The sequence below is a fragment of the Chromobacterium sp. CCUG 30098 genome (assembly GCF_059916605.1).
This window is the reverse complement of the sequence record NZ_JAUCGS010000005.1, coordinates 374549-392064: the sequence shown is the minus strand read 5'-3', so window position 1 is coordinate 392064 and position 17516 is coordinate 374549. Positions and strand designations below refer to the sequence as shown.

The window sequence follows — 17516 nt, the reverse complement described above, 5'->3', positions numbered from 1 at the left end:
GGTCTCTCTTATTCTGTCGCCGTCGCCTCGCGCAGCGCGCGACGGTGACGGCCGGCCACCTGCAGCAGGCCCATGGCCGCCCAGGTGATCAAAAAGGCGATGATGGCCAGCGCCGCCGGCTCGTAGGCGCGGTTGGCGCCGATCAATTGCAGATAAGGGCCGAAGGCCGGCCGCGCCAGCAAGCTGGCCATGGTGAATTCGCCGATGACGATGGCGAAGGTCAGAAAAGCGCCGGACAGCAGCGCGGATTGGATATTGGGGAAGATCACCCGCAGCAGAATCACCCGCCAGCCGCCGCCCAGGCTTTGCGCCGCCTCGGCCAGCGAACGCACGTCGATGGCGGACAGGCCGGCGTCGATGGAACGGTATAGATAGGGCAGGGCCAGCGTCACATAGCTGCAGACCAGCAAGAGATCGGTGCCGCGCTCGCTGCCGGTCAGGGGCAGCCAGGCGTCGCTGCCGAACAGGCGCAGATAGCCGAACACGATGACGATGGCCGGAATCACCAGCGGCAGCAAGGTGATGAACTCCACCAGCGGACGCAGCCGCGGCAGGCGGAGCTGGATCCAGAAGGCGGTGGGCGCCACCAGCAGGAGGCCGATGACGATGGTGAACACGGCCATCAGCGCGGAATAGGCGAAGCTTTGCTGAAAGCCGGGGTCTTGCAGCACCAGCTTGTAGGCTTCGAAGCTATAGCCTTCGCGCAGCATCTTCAGGCTGAACTCGAAGGTGGCCAACAAGGGCAGCAAGAAGTACAGGCCGCCGGCGACGACGGCGATCCAGGCGCCCAGGCGCGACGACGGTTTGTGGACAGGCTGGCGTTTCATGCCCGGCTCCTTTCCGCGCGGCCGCGCAGCCAGATGTAGGCGGCGTTGGACAGGCCGGTCACCACGATCATGCCCAAGGCCAGCGCGTAGCCCAGGTTCTGGTCGTGCAGCACATCGCCGCGGATTTGCGCGTACAGCAGGATGGTGACGATGTTGAGCGAGCTGCCGGTCAGCGCGTAGGCGGTGGCCACCGCGCCGAAGGCGTTGGCGAACAGCAGCAGCGCCGCGCCCAGGATGCTGGGCCACAGCACCGGCAGCGCGATGCGGCTCCAGTAGGCGAAAGCGGAACCGCCCAGGCTGTCGCAGGCCTCGCGCCATTCGGTTTTAAGGCCGTCTATGGCCGGGCTGACGATCAGCACCATCAGCGGAATCTGGAAATACAGATAGGTCAGCGTCAGGCCGCTGAAGCTGAGAATGCTGAAGCCGCCGGCGTAGAGGTCGAAGTCCAGATAGCGGCGCAGCAACACCGTCACCAGGCCCATGCGGCCCAGCGTGGCCAGGAAGGCGAAGGCCAGCGGCACGCCGGCGAAGTTGGACGCCACGCCGGAAAAGGTGGCCAGCGTCGGGCGGATCCAGTCCGGCAGCCGGCCGCGGATCGCCGCCAGGGCCAGCAACAGGCCGAAGGCCGCGCCCAAGAGCGCGGAGGCGGCGCTGATCTGCAAGCTGATCTTGTAGGCGTCGAGAATCGCCGGCTCGAACAGCCGGGCGATATTGTTCAGCGTGAAATGGCCGTCGGCGTCCTGGAAGGCGCCCAGCAGCAGTCGGGCGGTGGGTAGCAGCAGGAAGAGCAGCGCAAACAGGAAGAACGGCGCCACGCCCAGCCAGGACAGCGAGACGAAGCCGCCACCGGCGCGGCGCGGCGACGCCGGGCCGGAACGGCCGGCGAGAGAGTCGGAAGATGCGGACATGAGGGCGTGTTTCCAAAGAGAGCCCGCGCGCGGCGACAGCGCCGCGCGCCAAGGGGATGAGGCCGGCTTACTTGACGTTGCTGCCCACCACGCCGTCCCACTGCTTGGTGATCACCGCCTTGTAAGCCTCTTGCTGTTCCAGCGTCGGGAACAAGGCCTTCTTATAGGCGGCGGCGTCCGGCATCCGGCTCAGCAAGTCCTGCGGGATTTTCTTGCGCGCGGCCAGATCGTTGAAGCGGGTGGGGTGGCAATAGCCCTTGAGCCAGGCCAGTTGGCCTTCGTCGGAGAACAGGTATTCCTGCCACAGCTTGGCGGCGTTGGGGTGCGGCGCGTAAGCGCTGATGCCCTGGGCGTAAACGCCGGCCACCACGCCGCTCTTGGGCACCACCACTTCCACCTTGGGGTTGCCCTTCAAGGTGTCGCGGTCGGCCAGCGCGTTGTAGTCCCAGCGGATCACGATGGGGGTGCTGCCCTGGGCCAGCGAAGCCGCCTTGCCGATCACCGGCACGAAATTGCCGCTCTTGTTCAACTGCGCGAAAAACTTGAGGCCGGCGTCGGCGGCCTTGGCCACATTGCCCTTGGACTGGGACAGGCCGGCGGCGAACACGCCCTGGATCGCCTGGTTGGCGGCGCGCGGGTCGCCGGCCAGCGCCACCGCGTTCTTGTACTCCGGCTTCAGCAGGTCGCTCCAGTCGGTCGGCGTCTTGGCGACCAGATCCTTGTTCACCTCGAAGGCCAGCACGCCGTAGTAATCGCCGTACCAATAGCCGTCCTTGTCCTTGACGCTGTCCGGAATGGTTTTCCAGTTGGAGACTTTGTACGGCTGCAACAGGCCGGCGGCCTTGGCTTGCGGGCCGAAGGACAGGCCCACGTCGATCACGTCCGGCGCCTGCGGGCCCTTATTGTTCTTGTTGGCCTTGATCGCCTCCAGTTCGTCGGCGGAGCCGGCGTCCGGATTGAGTTCGTTCACCTTGATGCCGTACTTGGCCTTGAAGCCGGCGATCACGCCGCCGTAGCCGCACCAGTCATGGGGCAGGGCGATCACGTTCAGCTCGCCCTCTTTCTTGGCGGCCTGGATCAGCGCGCTCAGATTATCGGCAAAAGCGGTGTTGGCCAGCAGGGCCAGCGCGCCCAGAACGGCGCAGCGCAACGGTGTATTCATGGCATCCATCCCTTTGGACTAGGTCAAATAAAAGCGATGCTGATGGTATTCCGTGTAGATGACATTCCGGTTTAGCTCGCATGGCAGTTTGATTGCATGTCGGTGACAAATCGGCGCAAGGCCGGCCGGCGGTGCTGGCGGCCAGTCATTTCCTTGTCATTTTTTCTTGGTAAAAAGCCGGCGGAGACCTGATTGCTGGACTAGTCCTGATGCCTGAATCGAAACCGCTTTCCCAGGCCGCGCGCATCCGCGCCGCCTTATTGCAGCAAATCGACGGCGGCCTGCTGCGGCCGGGCGGCCGCCTGCCGTCGGAGCGCGCGCTGGCGGAGTTGTTCGCCACCACCCGCATCACCTTGAAGGAGGCCTTGGGCGTGCTGGAGGCCGAAGGGCGGGTCTACCGCGAAGAACGGCGCGGCTGGTTTCTCGCGTTCCCGCGGCTGGAATACGCGCCGCTTTACGGCAACCATTTCCAGCGCATGGCCGACGCCCAGCAGCGCGCGGCGGAAACCCGGCTCTTGAGCGTGGAAACCGTTCTGGCCTCGCCCGAGCTGTGCCGGGCGCTGGCCGTGCCGCCGCTCAGCTCCTTGTGGAAAATCTGCCGTCAACGCAGCCTGGACGGCCGGGTGGCGCTATACGTGGAGCACTTCCTGAAACCGGAGCGCTTCCCGGACATCCAGGAGCTGGATTTGAGTCAATCGCTGACCGGTTTGTACCGCCGCCATTACGGCATCGAATACGCGGCGGCGGCTTTCGACATCCTGCCGGCGGCGGCGCAAGGCCGCGTGGCGCAAGCGCTGATGCTGGCCGAGGGCAGCCCCGTTCTGCTGGTGCGCCGGATCAATCGAGACGCCGCCGGCGAGACGCTGGACTGCGATTACGAGTACTGGCGGAACGACGCGGTGCGTCTGCGCGTGGACAGTCCTGCCGCGGTCGCGGCGAATTGAGCTACCATCGCGGCATTGGACACTGTTTGCAGGAGATCGCATGAGCCGCGTTTTAGTGTTGTACACCGGTGGCACCATAGGCATGACCGAAACCCCGGACGGCCTGGCGCCGTCTCCAGGCCTGTTGCCCGGCTTGCTGGAGCGTTTCCGCCGGCCCGGCCTGGATTTCGACGTGGTCGAGTTCGACGAGTTGATCGACTCCTCCGCCATCGAGCCGCGTCACTGGAACCGCATCATCGCCGCGCTGGCCGAGCGTTACGGCGACTACGACGGCTTCGTCGTCATCCACGGCACCGACACCATGGCCTATACCGCCGGCGTGCTGGCCTTCGCTCTGCGCGGGCTGGGCAAGCCGGTGGTGCTGACCGGCGCGCAGCTGCCGCTGCTGCACCCGCGCTCCGACGGCTGGAACAATGTCGCCGACGCGCTGGAGGCGGCCTGCCAGCCTGAGCTGCGCGAAGTCGTCATCGCCTTCGACCGCCTGCTGCTGCGCGGCAGCCGCGCCCGCAAGCTGGATGTGGAGCATTTCGCCGGCTTCGGCTCGCCCAACGCCGAACCGCTGGCCCGCTTCGCCATCCATCCGCACTGGAACAAGGCCGCCTGGTTGCCGGGGCAGGGCGAATTCCAGCCCAAGGCGCTGCGCGAAGACCTGAATATCGCCTGCCTGTTCCTGAGCCCGGGGCAGGGCGCGGCGCTGGCCGGCCGCCTGATGGCGGACCCGATGTTGGACGCGGCGGTGCTGATGAGCTACGGCAGCGGCAACGCGCCGGCCGATCCGGCGCTGCTGGACGGGGTGAAGGCCCTGACCGCGCGCGGCGGCGCCGTGCTCAACATCACCCAGGCGCCGCGCGGCGCGGTGGAGGTGGGCGCTTACGCCGCCAGCCAGCCGCTGGCGCGCGCCGGCGCGGTGGCCGGGGCGGACCTGACGCCGGAAGCGGCGCTGGCCAAGCTGCACGTGCTGCTGTCCGCCGGTCTCAGCGGACAGCAACTGGCGGCGCAATTGGCTAAGCCCTTGCGTGGCGAGATGAGCGCGCATTAAGACGCCGTGCGCGATCCGGGCTGCTCATTTTTTGAGCGGCCTTTTTTTGTGCCGGTTTTTCAGAGTCTTGCCGCGCTTGTCCACAACTCGCCCACACGGCTTTGCACCTTGGGTGTGGGCAAACGGGAAAATGGGCGCGACGGGGCCGGGCCGGCGATGGAAGGCGTGCGGCGCATGCCGTCGTCTTGAGTTTGCGCTGATTTTTGCTTAAAAAATAAGCAAAAGAAAATGCGCTTGGCGGAACAAGGACTTGGCCGCTTTATCCACAATTGTCCCACATGGCTTTTCACGCTGGATGTGGGTAATCCATCGGTCTGCCTATTTTTTGATCTTCACGGTCAAATCCATTTTGCGGCAAGGGCTTAGCTTCCTTGTCCACAGCTGGCGCACAGGGCTGTCCCCTTTGCTTGTTGAGAACAGCGGCCCGGCTGTTGATAGCGCGGCAAGCGGCGTATAATTGACCGCTTTTCCGTATTTTGAGAGCAGCCGGATGTCAGAAGGCGCGGCGCGGCCGTTGAAGATCGCCATCGTGGGGCCGGAGTCCTGCGGCAAGACCACGCTGGCGCGCGCGCTGGCGGCGGCGCTGAACGAGGCGGGCATCGCCGCAGCCTGGGTGCCGGAATACGCGCGCGATTATTTCGCCGCGCGGCCGTACCGCTCCACGCCGGAAATCATAGAGGAAGTGGCGCGTGGACAGTTGGCGGCGGAACAGTCCTTGGCCGGCGGCGTCCAAGTTTTGTTGTGCGACACCACCGCCTTGAATTGCAAGATCTGGAGCGAAGTGGCGCACGGGCATTGCAGCCCCGGCTTGCTCGCGCTGTGTCGGCCCGGCGATTACGCCTTGACCCTGCTGGCCGAGCCGGACATCCCCTGGGAGCCGGACCCGCTGCGCAGCCACCCGACCCAGCGCGATTGGCTGTTCGGCCTCTACCGGCAGGCGCTGCAAGACGCGGGCGTTGACGCGACGCGGGTGAGCGGCGCGCATGAAAGGCGCATGGCTCAGGCGCGGGCGGCGTTGGCCGCCCTCTGGTCGGGCGAGTTGCCTAAATTTTGAGCGCAAAGAATAAAGCGCTGGAAATTCAGCAAATTGCCGCAATTATCCACAACAGGCCCACAAGCTTGTCCTGCCATGGCGTGGATAGTTGTCGGCGATAGATTAAAAAATAAGCGACAGTAAAAAGGCTTGAAAAATGAAGGCGCTGCGGTTCTTGTCCACAGCCCGCTCACAGCCCTGTCCCAATCGAGTGTGCAAAAATGAACGAAACCTTTGAATTGAGCGGCGAATACATCGCCTTGTGCGACCTGCTGAAAATCTGCAATGTCTGCGATTCCGGCGGCGCCGCCAAACATTTCATCGCCGAAGGCAATGTGCGAGTGGACGGCCAGGAGGAACTGCGCAAGACCTGCAAGATCCGCGCCGGCCAGCAGGTCAGCGGCGAAGGCTTTTCCATCCGCGTCGTGGCGGCATGAACGACGACGACTTCGACCCGCCGCCGGAAGCGCCCGAGCCCCCGCCGGACGACGCTTGCTGCGGCAGCGGCTGCGACCCGTGCATCTGGGACAGCTATAACGCCTTGATGACGGAATACCGCGCCAAACTGGCCGCCTGGGAGTTGCGCGAAGCCGCGCGCCAGGCCGCCGCCAACGGACAATAAGCATGGCCAGCATCGATCTGCATTTCCACTCCCACGCCTCCGACGGCGCTTTGCCGCCGGAGCAGGTGATCGCGCGCGCCGCCGAGCGCGAAGCCACCCTGGTGGCGCTGACCGACCACGACTGCACCCACGGCCTGGCCGCGGCGCGGGCCGAGGCGGCGCGCCAGGGCCTGGCCTTCCTCAACGGCGTCGAAGTCTCTGTTACCTGGGGCAAGCACACCGTGCACATCGTCGGCCTGGGCATAGACCCGGACCAGCCGACCTTGGCCGCCGGCCTGCAATCCATCCGCGACGGGCGCGTCAACCGCGCGCGGCAGATGTCGGACGAACTGGTCAAGGTGGGCATTCAGGGCGCGTTCGACGGAGCGATGGCCTTGTGCGACAACCCGGAAATGATAGGCCGCACCCACTTCGCCCGCTTCCTGGTCAATAGCGGCCAGGTCAAGGACGTGCGCACCGTGTTCCGCAAATTCCTGACGCCGGGCAAGCCCGGCTACGTGGCGCACGAATGGGCCGGCCTGGAAGACGCGGTGGGCTGGATTCTGGCCGGCGGCGGCGAGGCGGTGATCGCCCATCCCGGCCGTTACGATATGGGCCGCACCCTGATAGAGCGGCTGATCAACGATTTCAAGCAGGCCGGCGGCCGCGGCATCGAAGTGGCCAGCGGCAGCCACAGCCTGGACGATATGCACAAGTTCGCCTTGCTGGCTGACCGCCACGAACTGTACTCCAGCGCCGGCAGCGATTTTCACGCCCCAGGCGAGGGCGGCCGCGACGTCGGCCGCACCGACGACCTGCCGCCGATCTGCAAACCCATCTGGGACGCGCTGGCCGCGCGCATCATTCGGCCGGCGGACCCGGCACAAGGCTGACCCACATGGCACAGTTTTTCATGATCCACCCGGACAATCCGCAAGCGCGGCTGGTGCGCGAAGCGGTGAAAATCCTGCGCGAGGGCGGGGTGGTGGTCTATCCCACCGACTCCTGTTACGCCTTGGGCTGCATGTTGGGCGACAAGCCGGCAATGGAGCGCATCTTGGAGATCCGCCAGCTGGACCTGCGTCACCACCTGACCCTGGTCTGCCACAATCTGTCGGAGCTGGCCAATTACGCCAAGGTGGACAACAGCCAGTTCCGCATGTTGAAGGCCGCCACCCCCGGCAGCTACACCTTCATCCTGCAAGCCACCCGCGAAGTGCCGCGCCGCACCCTGCACCCCAAGCGCTCCACCATCGGGCTGCGGGTGCCGGACCACAAGGTGGCGCTGGCCCTGCTGGAAGAGCTGGGCGAACCCATTCTGTCCTGTACCCTGATGCTGCCCGGCGACGAGGAACCGCTGACCGACCCGTATGAAATCCGCGAGCGGCTGGAGCACGCGGTGGACGCGGTGATAGACGGCGGCTGGTGCGGCACCGAGCCCACCACCGTGATCGACATGACCGAGGGCGTGGAGCTGCTGCGTCGCGGCAAGGGCGACCCGTCGCCGTTTGGTCTATAAACTCCGCTTTTGCCTCCCGACACCGTTTTCAACCCACAAGAGACATCATGGGCGACATTAACCTGATCCAGAAAATCACCATTTACGCGCTGCCGGTGCTGTTCGCCATCACCCTGCACGAGGCCGCCCACGCTTACGCCGCGCGCCGTTTCGGCGACAGCACCGCCTATATGATGGGGCGGATGACGCTGAACCCGCTCAAGCACATCGACCCGATCGGCACCGTGCTGCTGCCCTTGCTGTCGGTGACGCTGGGCGGCTTCATCTTTGGCTGGGCCAAGCCAGTACCGGTCAACTTCGGCGCGCTGCGCAAGCCGCGCGAGCACGGCCGGCTGGTGGCCGCCGCCGGGCCCGCCTCCAATCTGCTGATGATGCTGATGTGGGTGCTGCTGTTCAAACTGGCCATTGGCATGGATACCAGCTACAGCGAGCCGCTGGCGCTGATGAGCCAGGCCGGCATCGGCATCAATATCTCGCTGATGCTGCTCAATCTGCTGCCCATCCTGCCGCTGGACGGCGGCCGCATCGTGGAGAGCTTTCTGCCGCCCGGCATGGCCTGGAAGTACGCCAAGCTGGAGCCTTACGGCATGTGGGTGCTGCTGGCCTTGATCTTCACCGGCCTGCTGACCACCATTTTGCGGCCGTTCTACGGCCTGATGTACGGCCTGGTGCGCGCCCTGATCTAAGAGTGTGTTTACGATCTTGCGAGTTAGAGCGAGACAAGGCGTACACCCCGTGTAACGCTCCACGACGCGCAGCAGATCGTAAACCGACTCTCAAGCGCCTGGCTCACCCCAATCCTGACGCGCCGGACTTCGTTTCCGGCGCGGTCGCGCTTATTTTCTGAAACGGAATTCAAACATGTTCGCCAACCGCATTCTCTCCGGCATGCGCCCCACCGGCAGCCTGCACCTTGGCCACTACCACGGCGTGATCAAGAACTGGGTGCAGCTGCAAAGCACTCACGACTGCTACTTCATGGTGGCGGACTGGCATGCGCTGACCACCAATTACGACGACGTCTCCATCATCGGCAAGAGCGTGTGGGACATGGTGATAGACTGGCTGGCCGCCGGCGTGGACCCGGAACAGGCCACCGTCTTCATCCAGTCCAAAGTGCCGCAGCACGCGGAACTGCACCTGGCGCTGTCCATGGTGACCCCGCTGTCCTGGCTGGAGCGCGTGCCCACCTACAAGGACCAGATCGAAAAACTGTCCACCAAGGACCTGGGCACTTACGGCTTCCTCGGCTACCCGCTGCTGCAGGCCGCCGACATCCTGATCTACAAGGCCGGCCTGGTGCCGGTGGGCGAAGACCAGGTGCCGCACATCGAACTGACCCGCGAAGTGGCGCGCCGCTTCAACAACCTGTTTGGCCGCGAACCCAACTTCGAAGAACTGGCCCGCGCCGCGGTGAAGAAGATAGGCAAGGCCGGCAAGGAGTTCGACCGCCTGCGCACCGCCTATCTGCAAGACGGCAACGCCGAAGCCTTGGCCGGCGCGCGCGAAATCCTGGCCGCCAGCCAGAATCTGGGCGCGGCGGACCGCGAGCGGCTGTTCGGCTGGCTGGAGAACAAGGGCAAGAGCATTCTGGCCGAATGCGAGGCGATGCTGACCGAGGCGTCCAAGATGCCGGGCCTGGACGGCCAGAAGATGTCCAAATCCTACGGCAACACCATCACCATGCGCGAAGACCCGGCCACCGTCACCAAAAAAGTGCGGGCGATGCCGACCGATCCGGCCCGCGTGCGCCGCACCGATCCGGGCAGCCCGGACAAATGCCCGGTATGGCAGCTGCACCAGGTGTACAGCGACGCCGATACCCGCGAATGGGTGAAGCAGGGCTGTACCAGCGCCGGCATCGGTTGCCTGGACTGCAAGCAACCGGTGATAGACGGCGTACTCCGCGAACAGCAGCCGATGTTTGAACGCGCCGAGCAGTATCTGAGCAATCCCAAGCTGGTCAAGGAAGTGGTGGCCGCCGGCAACGCCAAGGCCGAGCAAGTGGCGCGCGCCACCATGCAGGACGTCAAGGCAGCGATGGGGCTGGGCTACTGAGCGCCTTCGTCTGGATGGATGTGAAACGCCCGGCTTGCCGGGCGTTTTTCTTGGCATGGCGGACGCCGGCGGCGCGGATCGCGCCGTCTTGACTTATCCATTGGCCTCGCCAACAATCCCCGCGTGCCGTCGCAATCTCGGCACAAGGGGTTTAGCAGCCCTTCTTGCATCTTGGCAGACCAAGCGACTTCGTCGTGGCTTGGTTTGTGTCGGCGCACGCGTACATGGCAGGCGCTGGCGGGGAGCCCCTCGTGGGCTGCCGGTTCCAAGATGCCGGTCTGCTAACCCTGTCAGGTGCCTGCCGCTCCCGTTTAGCAGCGGGAAGCAGGCTTAACCCATCTTGGAGGTGTAAGTCATGATTGATTCGAATCGCGTTCCGCGAACCTTGTTTTCCCTTGACCCTGACAGTCTGAAAGCCGGCTACCGCCGCGCCTAAGCGCTGACTCCTGGCTGCGTCTGCTCGGCCTGTATGTCGCCGCACCGTATGGCAAGACGGTGGCGGCGCCTTGGTTGGGATGCGCGGGCGTCTCAATAGCGCGCCGGCCTGGCGTGGCAGGCGGCGGGGATTCCGCCGCGGGAAAGCTTGAGCCGTCGTTTGGCGACAAACGGCGGCTTTTTGCATCGGTTCGGCCGCGCGGCTCGGGACGAGGCGCAGCGGAGCGTAAACCGCTTCCTAGGCAAAAGCCTGGCACACATCCACCCAGTCGGCCTGGGTGATGTGGTGCAGCTGCTGCGGCGACAAGCGCACCGCGCTGTGGACGGCGCCGGCGGCCGGCAGCACTTCGTCGTAGGCCTGTAGCGACACGTCCAGATAGACGGGCAGATCGGTGGCGAGGCCAAACGGGCAGACGCCGCCCACCGGGTGGCCGGTGATGGCCTCCACCTCGTCCGGCGGCAGCATCTTGCCCTTGCCGAAGGCGTCCTTGAACTTGCGGTTGTCGATGCGGGCGTCGCCGCGCGCCACCAGGATCACGTCGCGGCCGTCGTTCAGGCGGAAGGCCAGGGTCTTGGCGATGCGGCCGGGCTCCACGTCGTGGGCGGCGGCGGCTTCCGCCACGGTGGCGGTGCTGACTTCCAGCTCTATGATGGGGATGTCCAGCTGACGGGCGGCGAAAAACGCCTGGACGGACGCTAAGCTCATGTCTGGCCTCGAAGCGAAGGGTGGAGCGTTTCATTATTCCGCCCCATCCTTTGCTTGTGAAGCGTTTTTACTTCAGTCCTGCCGGGTGATGTCGCTGAGCTTATCGGCGATATCCTGCGAGGTGGCGGCCTGTTCTTCCGAGGCGTTGGCGATTTCCACCACGAAATTGCGCATGGTGTTGATCTCGCCGACGATGGTTTGCAGGGCGCCCTCGGCGCGCTGGAAGTCGTTTTCCGTGGTTTGAACCTGTTCGCGGCCCTGTTCGATGGCGCGCACGTTTTGCTGCACCTCGCCCTGGATCGCGCGGATCATGTCGCCGATTTCCTGGGTGGCCTTGGTGGTGCGTTCGGCCAGCTTGCGCACTTCGTCCGCCACCACGGCGAAGCCGCGGCCCATCTCGCCGGCGCGCGCCGCCTCGATCGCCGCGTTCAAGGCCAGGAGATTGGTCTGATCGGCGATGTCCTTGATCACGTTGACGATGTGGCCGATGGCTTCCGAGCGCTGGCCCAGCGAGACCAGGCTGTCCGCGGTCTGGCGCACCATGGCGCCCACCTGCTGCATGCCCTGATTGGTGTCGCTGACGATGGCCATGCTTTTCTTGGCCTCGCCCAGCATCAGCTCTGAGGATTCGGAGGCGGCGGCGGTTTGCACCGCCACGTTCTGGATGGTGGCGCTCATCGCCTGCATGTTTTCGGACAACTCGTTGATGCGGACCTCCAGGAAGTCGCGGCGCTGATTGCCCTGGTCCTGCAATTGCTGGGCGAGCATTTCGGCGGATACGTCCTGGAAGCTGGCCATGAAGCACAGCAGTTGATCGGGGTGGGCGGAGTCCCAGATCGGAAACACCTTGGTCTTGAACATGACTTCGCCCACCGGAATCATCGCGATATGCTGGTCTATCTTGCGGCTGGCAGGTCGGCCAGGATGCGGCGGTTGTACTCCGGATCGCGGTGGAATTGGTGGATGCTGTGGCCGTGGGCGTGGTTGACGTCGACGCCGGCGCGGAATTTCTGGTTCATCATTTCTCGATGCCGGCTCAGGATGTCGCGCGCGGTCTTGTTCATATAGAAGATCGCATTGTCGCGGCTGGTGTCGCACAGCATGATCAGATTGTCCGCGTGGTCCAGCACGCTTTCCAGTTGGCGCACCTGCCGCGCCGCGTCCGCGGTCTTGTCGACCGCCTTCATGAAGCCGAACATCCTCATCTCCCGCCTAGGTAGTTTTACGCTAGCAACAGCTGCTTGTGGTTTGGCTGAGGCGGGAGGGGAATGCAAGCCTTTTTTGATTTAAATCAAATACAAGAGTGTGATTTTAAACGGCTAATTTATTCTCCCAGCGGCAGAAGCAAGGTCTCCTTGACCTCTTCCATCACCACATAGCTTTTGGACTCCTTGGCCGAGGGCAGTTGCAGCAGGATGTCGCCCAGCAGCTTGCGGTACATCGACATGTCCGGGATGCGGGCCTTGATCAGGTAGTCGAATTCGCCGGAGACCAGGTGGCATTCCAGTATTTCCGGGATGCGCATGATTTCGCGGCGGAAGGCGTCGAAGATATTGCCGGATTTGGCTTCCAGCTTGATTTCCACGAACACCAGCAGCGCCGCGCCCATCGCGTGCGGATTGAGCCGGGCGTAATAGCCTTCGATGATGCCGTCGCGCTCCATCCGCCGTACCCGCTCGGTGCACGGCGTGGTGGAAAGTCCCACCTTTTCAGAGAGTTCCGTCATCGAGATGCGGCCGTTTTTCTGCAACAGGCGCAGGATTTTCAGATCGGTTTTATCCAGCGCTTTGTCGCCGCTTGAACTTTTCTTCATGTTTTCACTATGTCTATGAAAGTTTGCAGTTTAAAAATCTGTAGTCTGACGCTACTTTGGTGAAAAAACCCAGTGTTTCATTAATATACTACGCAAAATCACTATAGCCATGTAGTGCTGCAAACGGAGAGAGAAAATGAAGGTGATCGTGCTGGGCGGCGGTGTTCTGGGCGTGTCCACGGCTTGGTATCTGGCCAAGGCGGGCTGCGAGGTGACGGTGCTGGAGCGCCAGGAAGGCGTGGCTTTGGAAACCAGTTTCGGCAACGCAGGCCAGATTTCCCCCGGATACTCCACGCCCTGGGCCGCGCCGGGCATTCCGCTGAAGGCGGCCAAATGGCTGTTCCAGCGCCACGCGCCGCTGGCGGTGAAGCCGGACGGCAGCCTGTACCAACTGCAGTGGATCGCCAAGATGCTGGCCAACTGCAATGAAGACGCTTACGCGGTGAACAAGAGCCGGATGATGCGTCTGGCCGAATACAGCCGCGACAAGATGAAAGAGCTGCGCGCCGAAACCGGCATCGGCTACGAGGCGCGCCAGGGCGGCACGCTGCAGCTGTTCCGCAGCCAGGCCCAGGTGGACGGCGTCAGCAAGGATATCGCCGTGCTCAAGGAGTGCGGCGTGGATTTCAAAGTGCTGGACCGGGACGGCTGCGCCGAGGTGGAGCCGGCGTTGGCCAGCGTCAAGCACAAGCTGACCGGCGGCCTGCAACTGCCCAACGATGAAACCGGCGATTGCAATCTGTTCACCGCCCGCCTGGCCGAGATGGCGCGCGCCAAGGGCGTTGAGTTCCGCTTCGGCGTAAGCGTGGACGGCATCGAGAGCGACGGCAAGCGCATCACCGGCGTCCGCGTCGGCGACGATCTGCTGACCGCCGACCATTATGTGGTGGCGATGGGCAGCTTCTCCCGCGACATGGTCAAGACGCTGGGCATTGATATTCCGGTTTACCCGGTCAAGGGCTATTCGCTGACCGTGCCGATCACCAATCCGGCCGGCGCGCCGGTGTCCACGGTGCTGGACGAAACTTACAAGGTGGCGATTACCCGCTTCGACGACCGCATCCGCGTCGGCGGCATGGCCGAGTTGTCCGGCTACGATCTGTCGCTGAACCCGCGCCGCCGCGAAACGCTGGAAATGGTGGTGGGCGATCTGTACCCGAACGGCGGCGACATCCCGGCCGCCAGCTTCTGGACCGGTCTGCGGCCGATGACGCCGGACGGCACGCCCATCGTCGGCGGCACCCGCTTCGCCAATCTGTCGCTGAACACCGGCCACGGCACCCTGGGCTGGACCATGGGCGCCGGCTCCGGCAAGGTGCTGGCCGACATCATCACCGGCGCCAAGCCGGAGATCAGCCTGGACGGTCTGTCCATGCAGCGCTACGCCAAACAGGGCGAAACCCTGGTGGTGCCGGCCGCCCGGCCGGCCGTGGCGGGCGCCTGAGCATGCGGCCGCTGATCGCCACCATCCGCACCCAATACCTGCGCGACAACTATCTGCTGGCCAAGCGCCAGCATGGCGGGCGGGTATTGGCGGTGCTGAAGGCCAACGGCTACGGCCACGACGCGGCGCGTTGCGCCCAGGCGCTGGCCGATGTCGCCGACGGTTTCGCCGTCGCCTGCCTTGAGGAGGCGCTGCACCTGCGCGCCGCCGGCGTGAGCGCGCCCATCCTGCTGCTGGAAGGCGTTTTCGAGGCGGCCGAGCTGGCCGAAGTCGAGCGCCACCGGCTGTGGCTGGTGGTGCAGAGCGAAGAACAGCTGCGCATGCTGGAAGAGGCCCAGCCGGCCGCGCCGTTCCGCGTCTGGCTGATGCTGGACAGCGGCATGCACCGCGAGGGCTTTTTGCCGCGGCATTACCGCGCGGCCTGGGAGCGTTTGCAGGCCAGCGGCAAGGCGGAGAACATCGTCAAGATGACCCACTTCGCCCGCGCCGACGAGCCGACGGTGCCGATGACCTTGGCGCAGATCGAAAGCTTCGACGCCGCCACCGCCGGCCTGCCGGGGGAGGAGAGCGTGGCCAATTCCGCCGGCATCCTGTGTCATCCGCGTTCGCGCCGCGACTGGGGCCGCGCCGGCATCCTACTTTACGGCGCCAGCCCGCTGCCGGCGGGCTTCCCGGAGGGCGATGAGCTGAAACCGGTGATGCGGCTGAGCAGCCGCATCTTCGGCGTGCGCGAGCTGGCCGCCGGCGAGCCTATCGGCTACGGCGACAACTTCGTTACCGAACGGCCGACCCGGGTGGGCCTGATCGCCGGCGGCTACGCCGACGGCTATCCGCGGCTGGCGTCCAGCGGCAGCCCGGTGGCGGTGGACGGCCGCCGTTCGCGCATCATCGGCCGGGTGTCCATGGACATGATTACCGTGGACCTGAGCGACTTGCCCGCCGCCGGCATCGGCAGCGAGGTGGAGTTGTGGGGCGACGCGGTGTCGGTCAACGAGGTGGCCGCCGCCGCCGGCAGCATTTCCTATGAATTGCTGTGCAATATCAAGCGCGCCCACTTTGTGTTCGAATAAGTTTTTTCTGATCTTCTGAAAGATATTTCAGAATCAAACGACTAAGCGGAAAGCCCGGCCATTGGCCGGGTTTTTTTATTCGTATTGAATTTTATGTTGCGCTAAGGCCGCAAGGCTGGCATCAAGTCTGGGTAATAGTGTCATTATTTGATAATTATTCTCATTAGTCTGGACGCGTCATGGAATTTCTGTTTTCCTTTATTTAAAAATAGTTACGAATCCGATGATGATTAAATATAAAAAACCATCTCCAGCTCGGCTCTGGCGGATGGCGGGGATCGTTTGTTGGGGCGTGGCGGCGCAGGCCGCGGAAGTGCCCGGCATGTCTGGCAGCATGCATCAGCAAATGGAAAACGATTCGCGGCGCCTGTTGCAGGACAACAGCCGCCGTTTCGACGCCATCATTCAGCAGCAGCGGCTGCGGCAGATGCAGCCGGACAGCAATATGATGCGGAGGCCGCAAGCGGCCGATATGAGCGAGCTGGACTGCCTGCGCGTCAAGGGTGTGCGTCTGGCCGGCATCAAGCTGTTGAGCCGCAAGGAAGTGGCCTCGCTGGGCGAACTGGCCAGCGACTGCCTGAACAATGAAGAGTTGAACCGCTTCAGCCGCAGCTTGACCCAGCTCTATCTGAAAAAGGGCTATATCGCCGCGCGCGTGGCGGCCGAAGGGCCGGACGAGCAGGGCGTGCTGACCTTGCGCGTGCACGAAGGGCGGGTGGAGAAGATCGTCAGCGACGACCGGCGCAGCAATCCGGCCACCTTGTTTCCCGGCGTGGTCGGCCGGCCGCTGAACATCCACGACGCCGACCAGGGCCTGGACCAGGCCAACCGCCTGCCGTCCAGCAAGGCGACGCTGGACATCCTGCCCGGCGAAACCGTGGGCGGCTCCATTCTGAGCCTGCGCAACAATAAGGACGCGCCCTGGCGCTTGAACTTCAACGCCGACAACACCGGCCGCGACAGCACCGGCCGGGTGCAGGCCGGCGTGGGCCTGTCCTGGGACAGCCCGCTGGGTCTGTCCGATTTCGTCAGCGTGTCGGCGCAACGCACCAGCAACGACAATGCGGTGCGGCACAGCCGCAGCGAATCGCTGTTTTACTCCCTGCCTTACGGCTATTGGACGTTCAGCGCCTTCGCCAGCCGCGCCGATTATCTGAACACGCAACAGCTTCCCAATAATCTGGTGCAACTGTCCGGCAGCACCGCGCAGAGCGGCCTGCGCGTGGATCGGGTGCTGAGCCGCGGCCAAAACCAAACCACCTCGCTAATGGCGCAGCTAATCCATAAGCGGGTGCGCAATTATATTCAGGATACGGAGTATGCAGTATCCAGCCCCACGTTGAGCGTGGCCGAGTTGGGCCTGTCCCGGCTGCAATTGCTCAGCGGCGGCGTGCTGATCGCGGACGCCGGCGTGCAGCGAGGCACGCGCTGGCTGGGCGCGAATGCGCCGGATCCGCGTGTACCGGATGGTCCCAATCCGCAGTTCACCAAGTGGAAGGCTTCGCTGAACTGGTTTCAAAGTCTGGGCCTGCCCGGCGGGCCGTATCAGCTCAATAGCGCGCTGACCGGCCAGACCAGCCGCGATTATCTGCCCGGCGTCGAGCAGATGGACGTGTCCGACGCCAGCGCGGTGCGCGGTTTTCGCCGCAACTTTCTGGCCGGGGAAACCGCCTGGTCCTGGCGCAATACCTTGTCGCGCCGCTTTGAGCTGGCCGGCGTCGGCGTGACGCCGCGTATCGGTCTGGACGGCGGCCGGGTGCTGCCACTTGGTTCGGTCCAGCAGTGGCAAGGCATTGCCGGCGCCAGCCTGGGCCTGGCTTTCAGCTACCGCAAGGCCAGCCTGGACCTGGAATACAGCCGGCCCTTGTACAAGCCCGCCGGCTGGCAGCAGGAAGGCCATCAGCTGTTCGCCAAGCTGGCGCTGTCCTGGTGATGCTTTTGGCATTTATTTTTTATC

Annotated in this window: 20 protein-coding genes; 12 read left to right on the top strand and 8 right to left on the bottom strand. The window is 64.2% G+C overall.

What is annotated here, in order from left to right:
* Positions 1-8 precede the first annotated feature (8 nt).
* The 3 genes from QUG03_RS14290 to QUG03_RS14280 all read right to left on the bottom strand — a co-directional run bounded on the left by QUG03_RS14290 (position 9) and on the right by QUG03_RS14280 (position 2897).
* A complete protein-coding gene (locus QUG03_RS14290) occupies positions 9-827 on the bottom strand; it encodes an ABC transporter permease (protein WP_107799988.1) in 819 nt (272 codons plus the stop codon).
* Positions 824-1735 (bottom strand): ABC transporter permease, encoded by a 912-nt coding sequence (locus QUG03_RS14285; protein ID WP_107799987.1) that lies wholly within the window; start codon positions 1733-1735, stop codon positions 824-826. Before QUG03_RS14285 ends, QUG03_RS14290 begins: the two co-directional genes overlap by 4 nt.
* Before the next feature lie 67 nt (positions 1736-1802).
* Complete coding sequence (locus QUG03_RS14280) at positions 1803-2897, bottom strand: ABC transporter substrate-binding protein (protein ID WP_199225895.1); 1095 nt, start codon at positions 2895-2897, stop codon at positions 1803-1805.
* A gap of 209 nt (positions 2898-3106) precedes the next feature.
* On the opposite strand from QUG03_RS14280, the gene QUG03_RS14275 reads away from it, so the two are divergent.
* Complete coding sequence (locus tag QUG03_RS14275) at positions 3107-3841, top strand: GntR family transcriptional regulator (RefSeq protein WP_500820288.1); 735 nt, start codon at positions 3107-3109, stop codon at positions 3839-3841.
* 40 nt (positions 3842-3881) lie between these two features.
* Positions 3882-4880, top strand: coding sequence for an asparaginase (locus QUG03_RS14270; RefSeq protein ID WP_107799984.1), 999 nt, complete (start codon positions 3882-3884; stop codon positions 4878-4880).
* A gap of 318 nt (positions 4881-5198) precedes the next feature.
* Here the strand turns inward: QUG03_RS14270 and QUG03_RS14265 are convergent, their stop codons facing one another.
* A complete protein-coding gene (locus tag QUG03_RS14265) occupies positions 5199-5408 on the bottom strand; it encodes a hypothetical protein (protein WP_227107275.1) in 210 nt (69 codons plus the stop codon).
* Here QUG03_RS14265 and QUG03_RS14260 point away from each other — a divergent pair.
* The 7 genes from QUG03_RS14260 (at position 5395) to QUG03_RS14230 (ending at position 10091) form a co-directional block, all read left to right on the top strand.
* Positions 5395-5934: an AAA family ATPase gene (locus QUG03_RS14260; protein ID WP_500820287.1), complete on the top strand. Its 540-nt coding sequence runs from the start codon at positions 5395-5397 to the stop codon at positions 5932-5934. The two genes, QUG03_RS14265 and QUG03_RS14260, sit on opposite strands and share 14 nt — an antisense overlap.
* A gap of 200 nt (positions 5935-6134) precedes the next feature.
* Positions 6135-6350, top strand: coding sequence for an RNA-binding S4 domain-containing protein (locus tag QUG03_RS14255; protein WP_107799982.1), 216 nt, complete (start codon positions 6135-6137; stop codon positions 6348-6350).
* Positions 6347-6535: an oxidoreductase-like domain-containing protein gene (locus QUG03_RS14250; protein WP_019101808.1), complete on the top strand. Its 189-nt coding sequence runs from the start codon at positions 6347-6349 to the stop codon at positions 6533-6535. The genes QUG03_RS14255 and QUG03_RS14250 overlap by 4 nt, the downstream gene beginning before the upstream one ends.
* A gap of 2 nt (positions 6536-6537) precedes the next feature.
* Entirely contained in the window at positions 6538-7407 is an 870-nt protein-coding gene (locus QUG03_RS14245) for a 3',5'-nucleoside bisphosphate phosphatase (RefSeq protein ID WP_227107281.1), read from the top strand.
* Between the two features lie 5 nt (positions 7408-7412).
* Complete coding sequence (locus tag QUG03_RS14240; RefSeq protein WP_107799980.1) at positions 7413-8033, top strand: L-threonylcarbamoyladenylate synthase; 621 nt, start codon at positions 7413-7415, stop codon at positions 8031-8033.
* A 47-nt stretch (positions 8034-8080) separates the two neighbouring features.
* Positions 8081-8719 (top strand): site-2 protease family protein, encoded by a 639-nt coding sequence (locus tag QUG03_RS14235; protein WP_107799979.1) that lies wholly within the window; start codon positions 8081-8083, stop codon positions 8717-8719.
* Between the two features lie 175 nt (positions 8720-8894).
* Positions 8895-10091 carry a tryptophan--tRNA ligase gene (locus tag QUG03_RS14230; protein ID WP_107799978.1) on the top strand — a complete coding sequence of 399 codons (1197 nt, stop codon included), beginning with the start codon at positions 8895-8897 and terminating at the stop codon, positions 10089-10091.
* Between the two features lie 673 nt (positions 10092-10764).
* On the opposite strand, the gene QUG03_RS14225 is transcribed toward QUG03_RS14230, so the two are convergent.
* The 4 genes from QUG03_RS14225 to QUG03_RS14210 form a co-directional block, all read right to left on the bottom strand.
* Complete coding sequence (locus QUG03_RS14225; RefSeq protein ID WP_486636746.1) at positions 10765-11232, bottom strand: YbaK/EbsC family protein; 468 nt, start codon at positions 11230-11232, stop codon at positions 10765-10767.
* 72 nt (positions 11233-11304) lie between these two features.
* The gene (locus tag QUG03_RS14220) at positions 11305-12093 is read right to left on the bottom strand and encodes a methyl-accepting chemotaxis protein (protein ID WP_500820286.1); all 789 of its coding nucleotides are present in this window, start codon (positions 12091-12093) and stop codon (positions 11305-11307) included.
* A 35-nt stretch (positions 12094-12128) separates the two neighbouring features.
* Positions 12129-12431, bottom strand: coding sequence for a PAS domain-containing protein (locus tag QUG03_RS14215; protein ID WP_500820284.1), 303 nt, complete (start codon positions 12429-12431; stop codon positions 12129-12131).
* A 125-nt stretch (positions 12432-12556) separates the two neighbouring features.
* Complete coding sequence (locus QUG03_RS14210) at positions 12557-13045, bottom strand: Lrp/AsnC ligand binding domain-containing protein (protein ID WP_107799975.1); 489 nt, start codon at positions 13043-13045, stop codon at positions 12557-12559.
* 136 nt (positions 13046-13181) lie between these two features.
* Between QUG03_RS14210 and QUG03_RS14205 the strand changes: the two genes are divergently transcribed.
* From QUG03_RS14205 to QUG03_RS14195, 3 genes are all read left to right on the top strand, one after another.
* The gene (locus tag QUG03_RS14205; protein WP_488906697.1) at positions 13182-14489 is read left to right on the top strand and encodes a D-amino acid dehydrogenase; all 1308 of its coding nucleotides are present in this window, start codon (positions 13182-13184) and stop codon (positions 14487-14489) included.
* Positions 14490-14491: 2 nt separating this feature from the next.
* Entirely contained in the window at positions 14492-15559 is a 1068-nt protein-coding gene (gene alr, locus QUG03_RS14200; RefSeq protein ID WP_500820283.1) for an alanine racemase, read from the top strand.
* A gap of 322 nt (positions 15560-15881) precedes the next feature.
* The gene (locus QUG03_RS14195; RefSeq protein WP_500820282.1) at positions 15882-17492 is read left to right on the top strand and encodes a ShlB/FhaC/HecB family hemolysin secretion/activation protein; all 1611 of its coding nucleotides are present in this window, start codon (positions 15882-15884) and stop codon (positions 17490-17492) included.
* Positions 17493-17516 lie beyond the last annotated feature (24 nt).

Coding starts and splice junctions, on each gene's coding strand:
- QUG03_RS14290 (WP_107799988.1), bottom strand. CDS start 827: ATGAAACGCCAGCCTGTCCACAAACCGTCGTCGCGCCTGGGCGCCTGG.
- QUG03_RS14285 (WP_107799987.1), bottom strand. CDS start 1,735: ATGTCCGCATCTTCCGACTCTCTCGCCGGCCGTTCCGGCCCGGCGTCG.
- QUG03_RS14280 (WP_199225895.1), bottom strand. CDS start 2,897: ATGAATACACCGTTGCGCTGCGCCGTTCTGGGCGCGCTGGCCCTGCTG.
- QUG03_RS14275 (WP_500820288.1), top strand. CDS start 3,107: ATGCCTGAATCGAAACCGCTTTCCCAGGCCGCGCGCATCCGCGCCGCC.
- QUG03_RS14270 (WP_107799984.1), top strand. CDS start 3,882: ATGAGCCGCGTTTTAGTGTTGTACACCGGTGGCACCATAGGCATGACC.
- QUG03_RS14265 (WP_227107275.1), bottom strand. CDS start 5,408: ATGGCGATCTTCAACGGCCGCGCCGCGCCTTCTGACATCCGGCTGCTC.
- QUG03_RS14255 (WP_107799982.1), top strand. CDS start 6,135: ATGAACGAAACCTTTGAATTGAGCGGCGAATACATCGCCTTGTGCGAC.
- QUG03_RS14250 (WP_019101808.1), top strand. CDS start 6,347: ATGAACGACGACGACTTCGACCCGCCGCCGGAAGCGCCCGAGCCCCCG.
- QUG03_RS14245 (WP_227107281.1), top strand. CDS start 6,538: ATGGCCAGCATCGATCTGCATTTCCACTCCCACGCCTCCGACGGCGCT.
- QUG03_RS14240 (WP_107799980.1), top strand. CDS start 7,413: ATGGCACAGTTTTTCATGATCCACCCGGACAATCCGCAAGCGCGGCTG.
- QUG03_RS14235 (WP_107799979.1), top strand. CDS start 8,081: ATGGGCGACATTAACCTGATCCAGAAAATCACCATTTACGCGCTGCCG.
- QUG03_RS14230 (WP_107799978.1), top strand. CDS start 8,895: ATGTTCGCCAACCGCATTCTCTCCGGCATGCGCCCCACCGGCAGCCTG.
- QUG03_RS14225 (WP_486636746.1), bottom strand. CDS start 11,232: ATGAGCTTAGCGTCCGTCCAGGCGTTTTTCGCCGCCCGTCAGCTGGAC.
- QUG03_RS14220 (WP_500820286.1), bottom strand. CDS start 12,093: ATGTTCAAGACCAAGGTGTTTCCGATCTGGGACTCCGCCCACCCCGAT.
- QUG03_RS14215 (WP_500820284.1), bottom strand. CDS start 12,431: ATGTTCGGCTTCATGAAGGCGGTCGACAAGACCGCGGACGCGGCGCGG.
- QUG03_RS14210 (WP_107799975.1), bottom strand. CDS start 13,045: ATGAAGAAAAGTTCAAGCGGCGACAAAGCGCTGGATAAAACCGATCTG.
- QUG03_RS14205 (WP_488906697.1), top strand. CDS start 13,182: ATGAAGGTGATCGTGCTGGGCGGCGGTGTTCTGGGCGTGTCCACGGCT.
- alr (WP_500820283.1), top strand. CDS start 14,492: ATGCGGCCGCTGATCGCCACCATCCGCACCCAATACCTGCGCGACAAC.
- QUG03_RS14195 (WP_500820282.1), top strand. CDS start 15,882: ATGTCTGGCAGCATGCATCAGCAAATGGAAAACGATTCGCGGCGCCTG.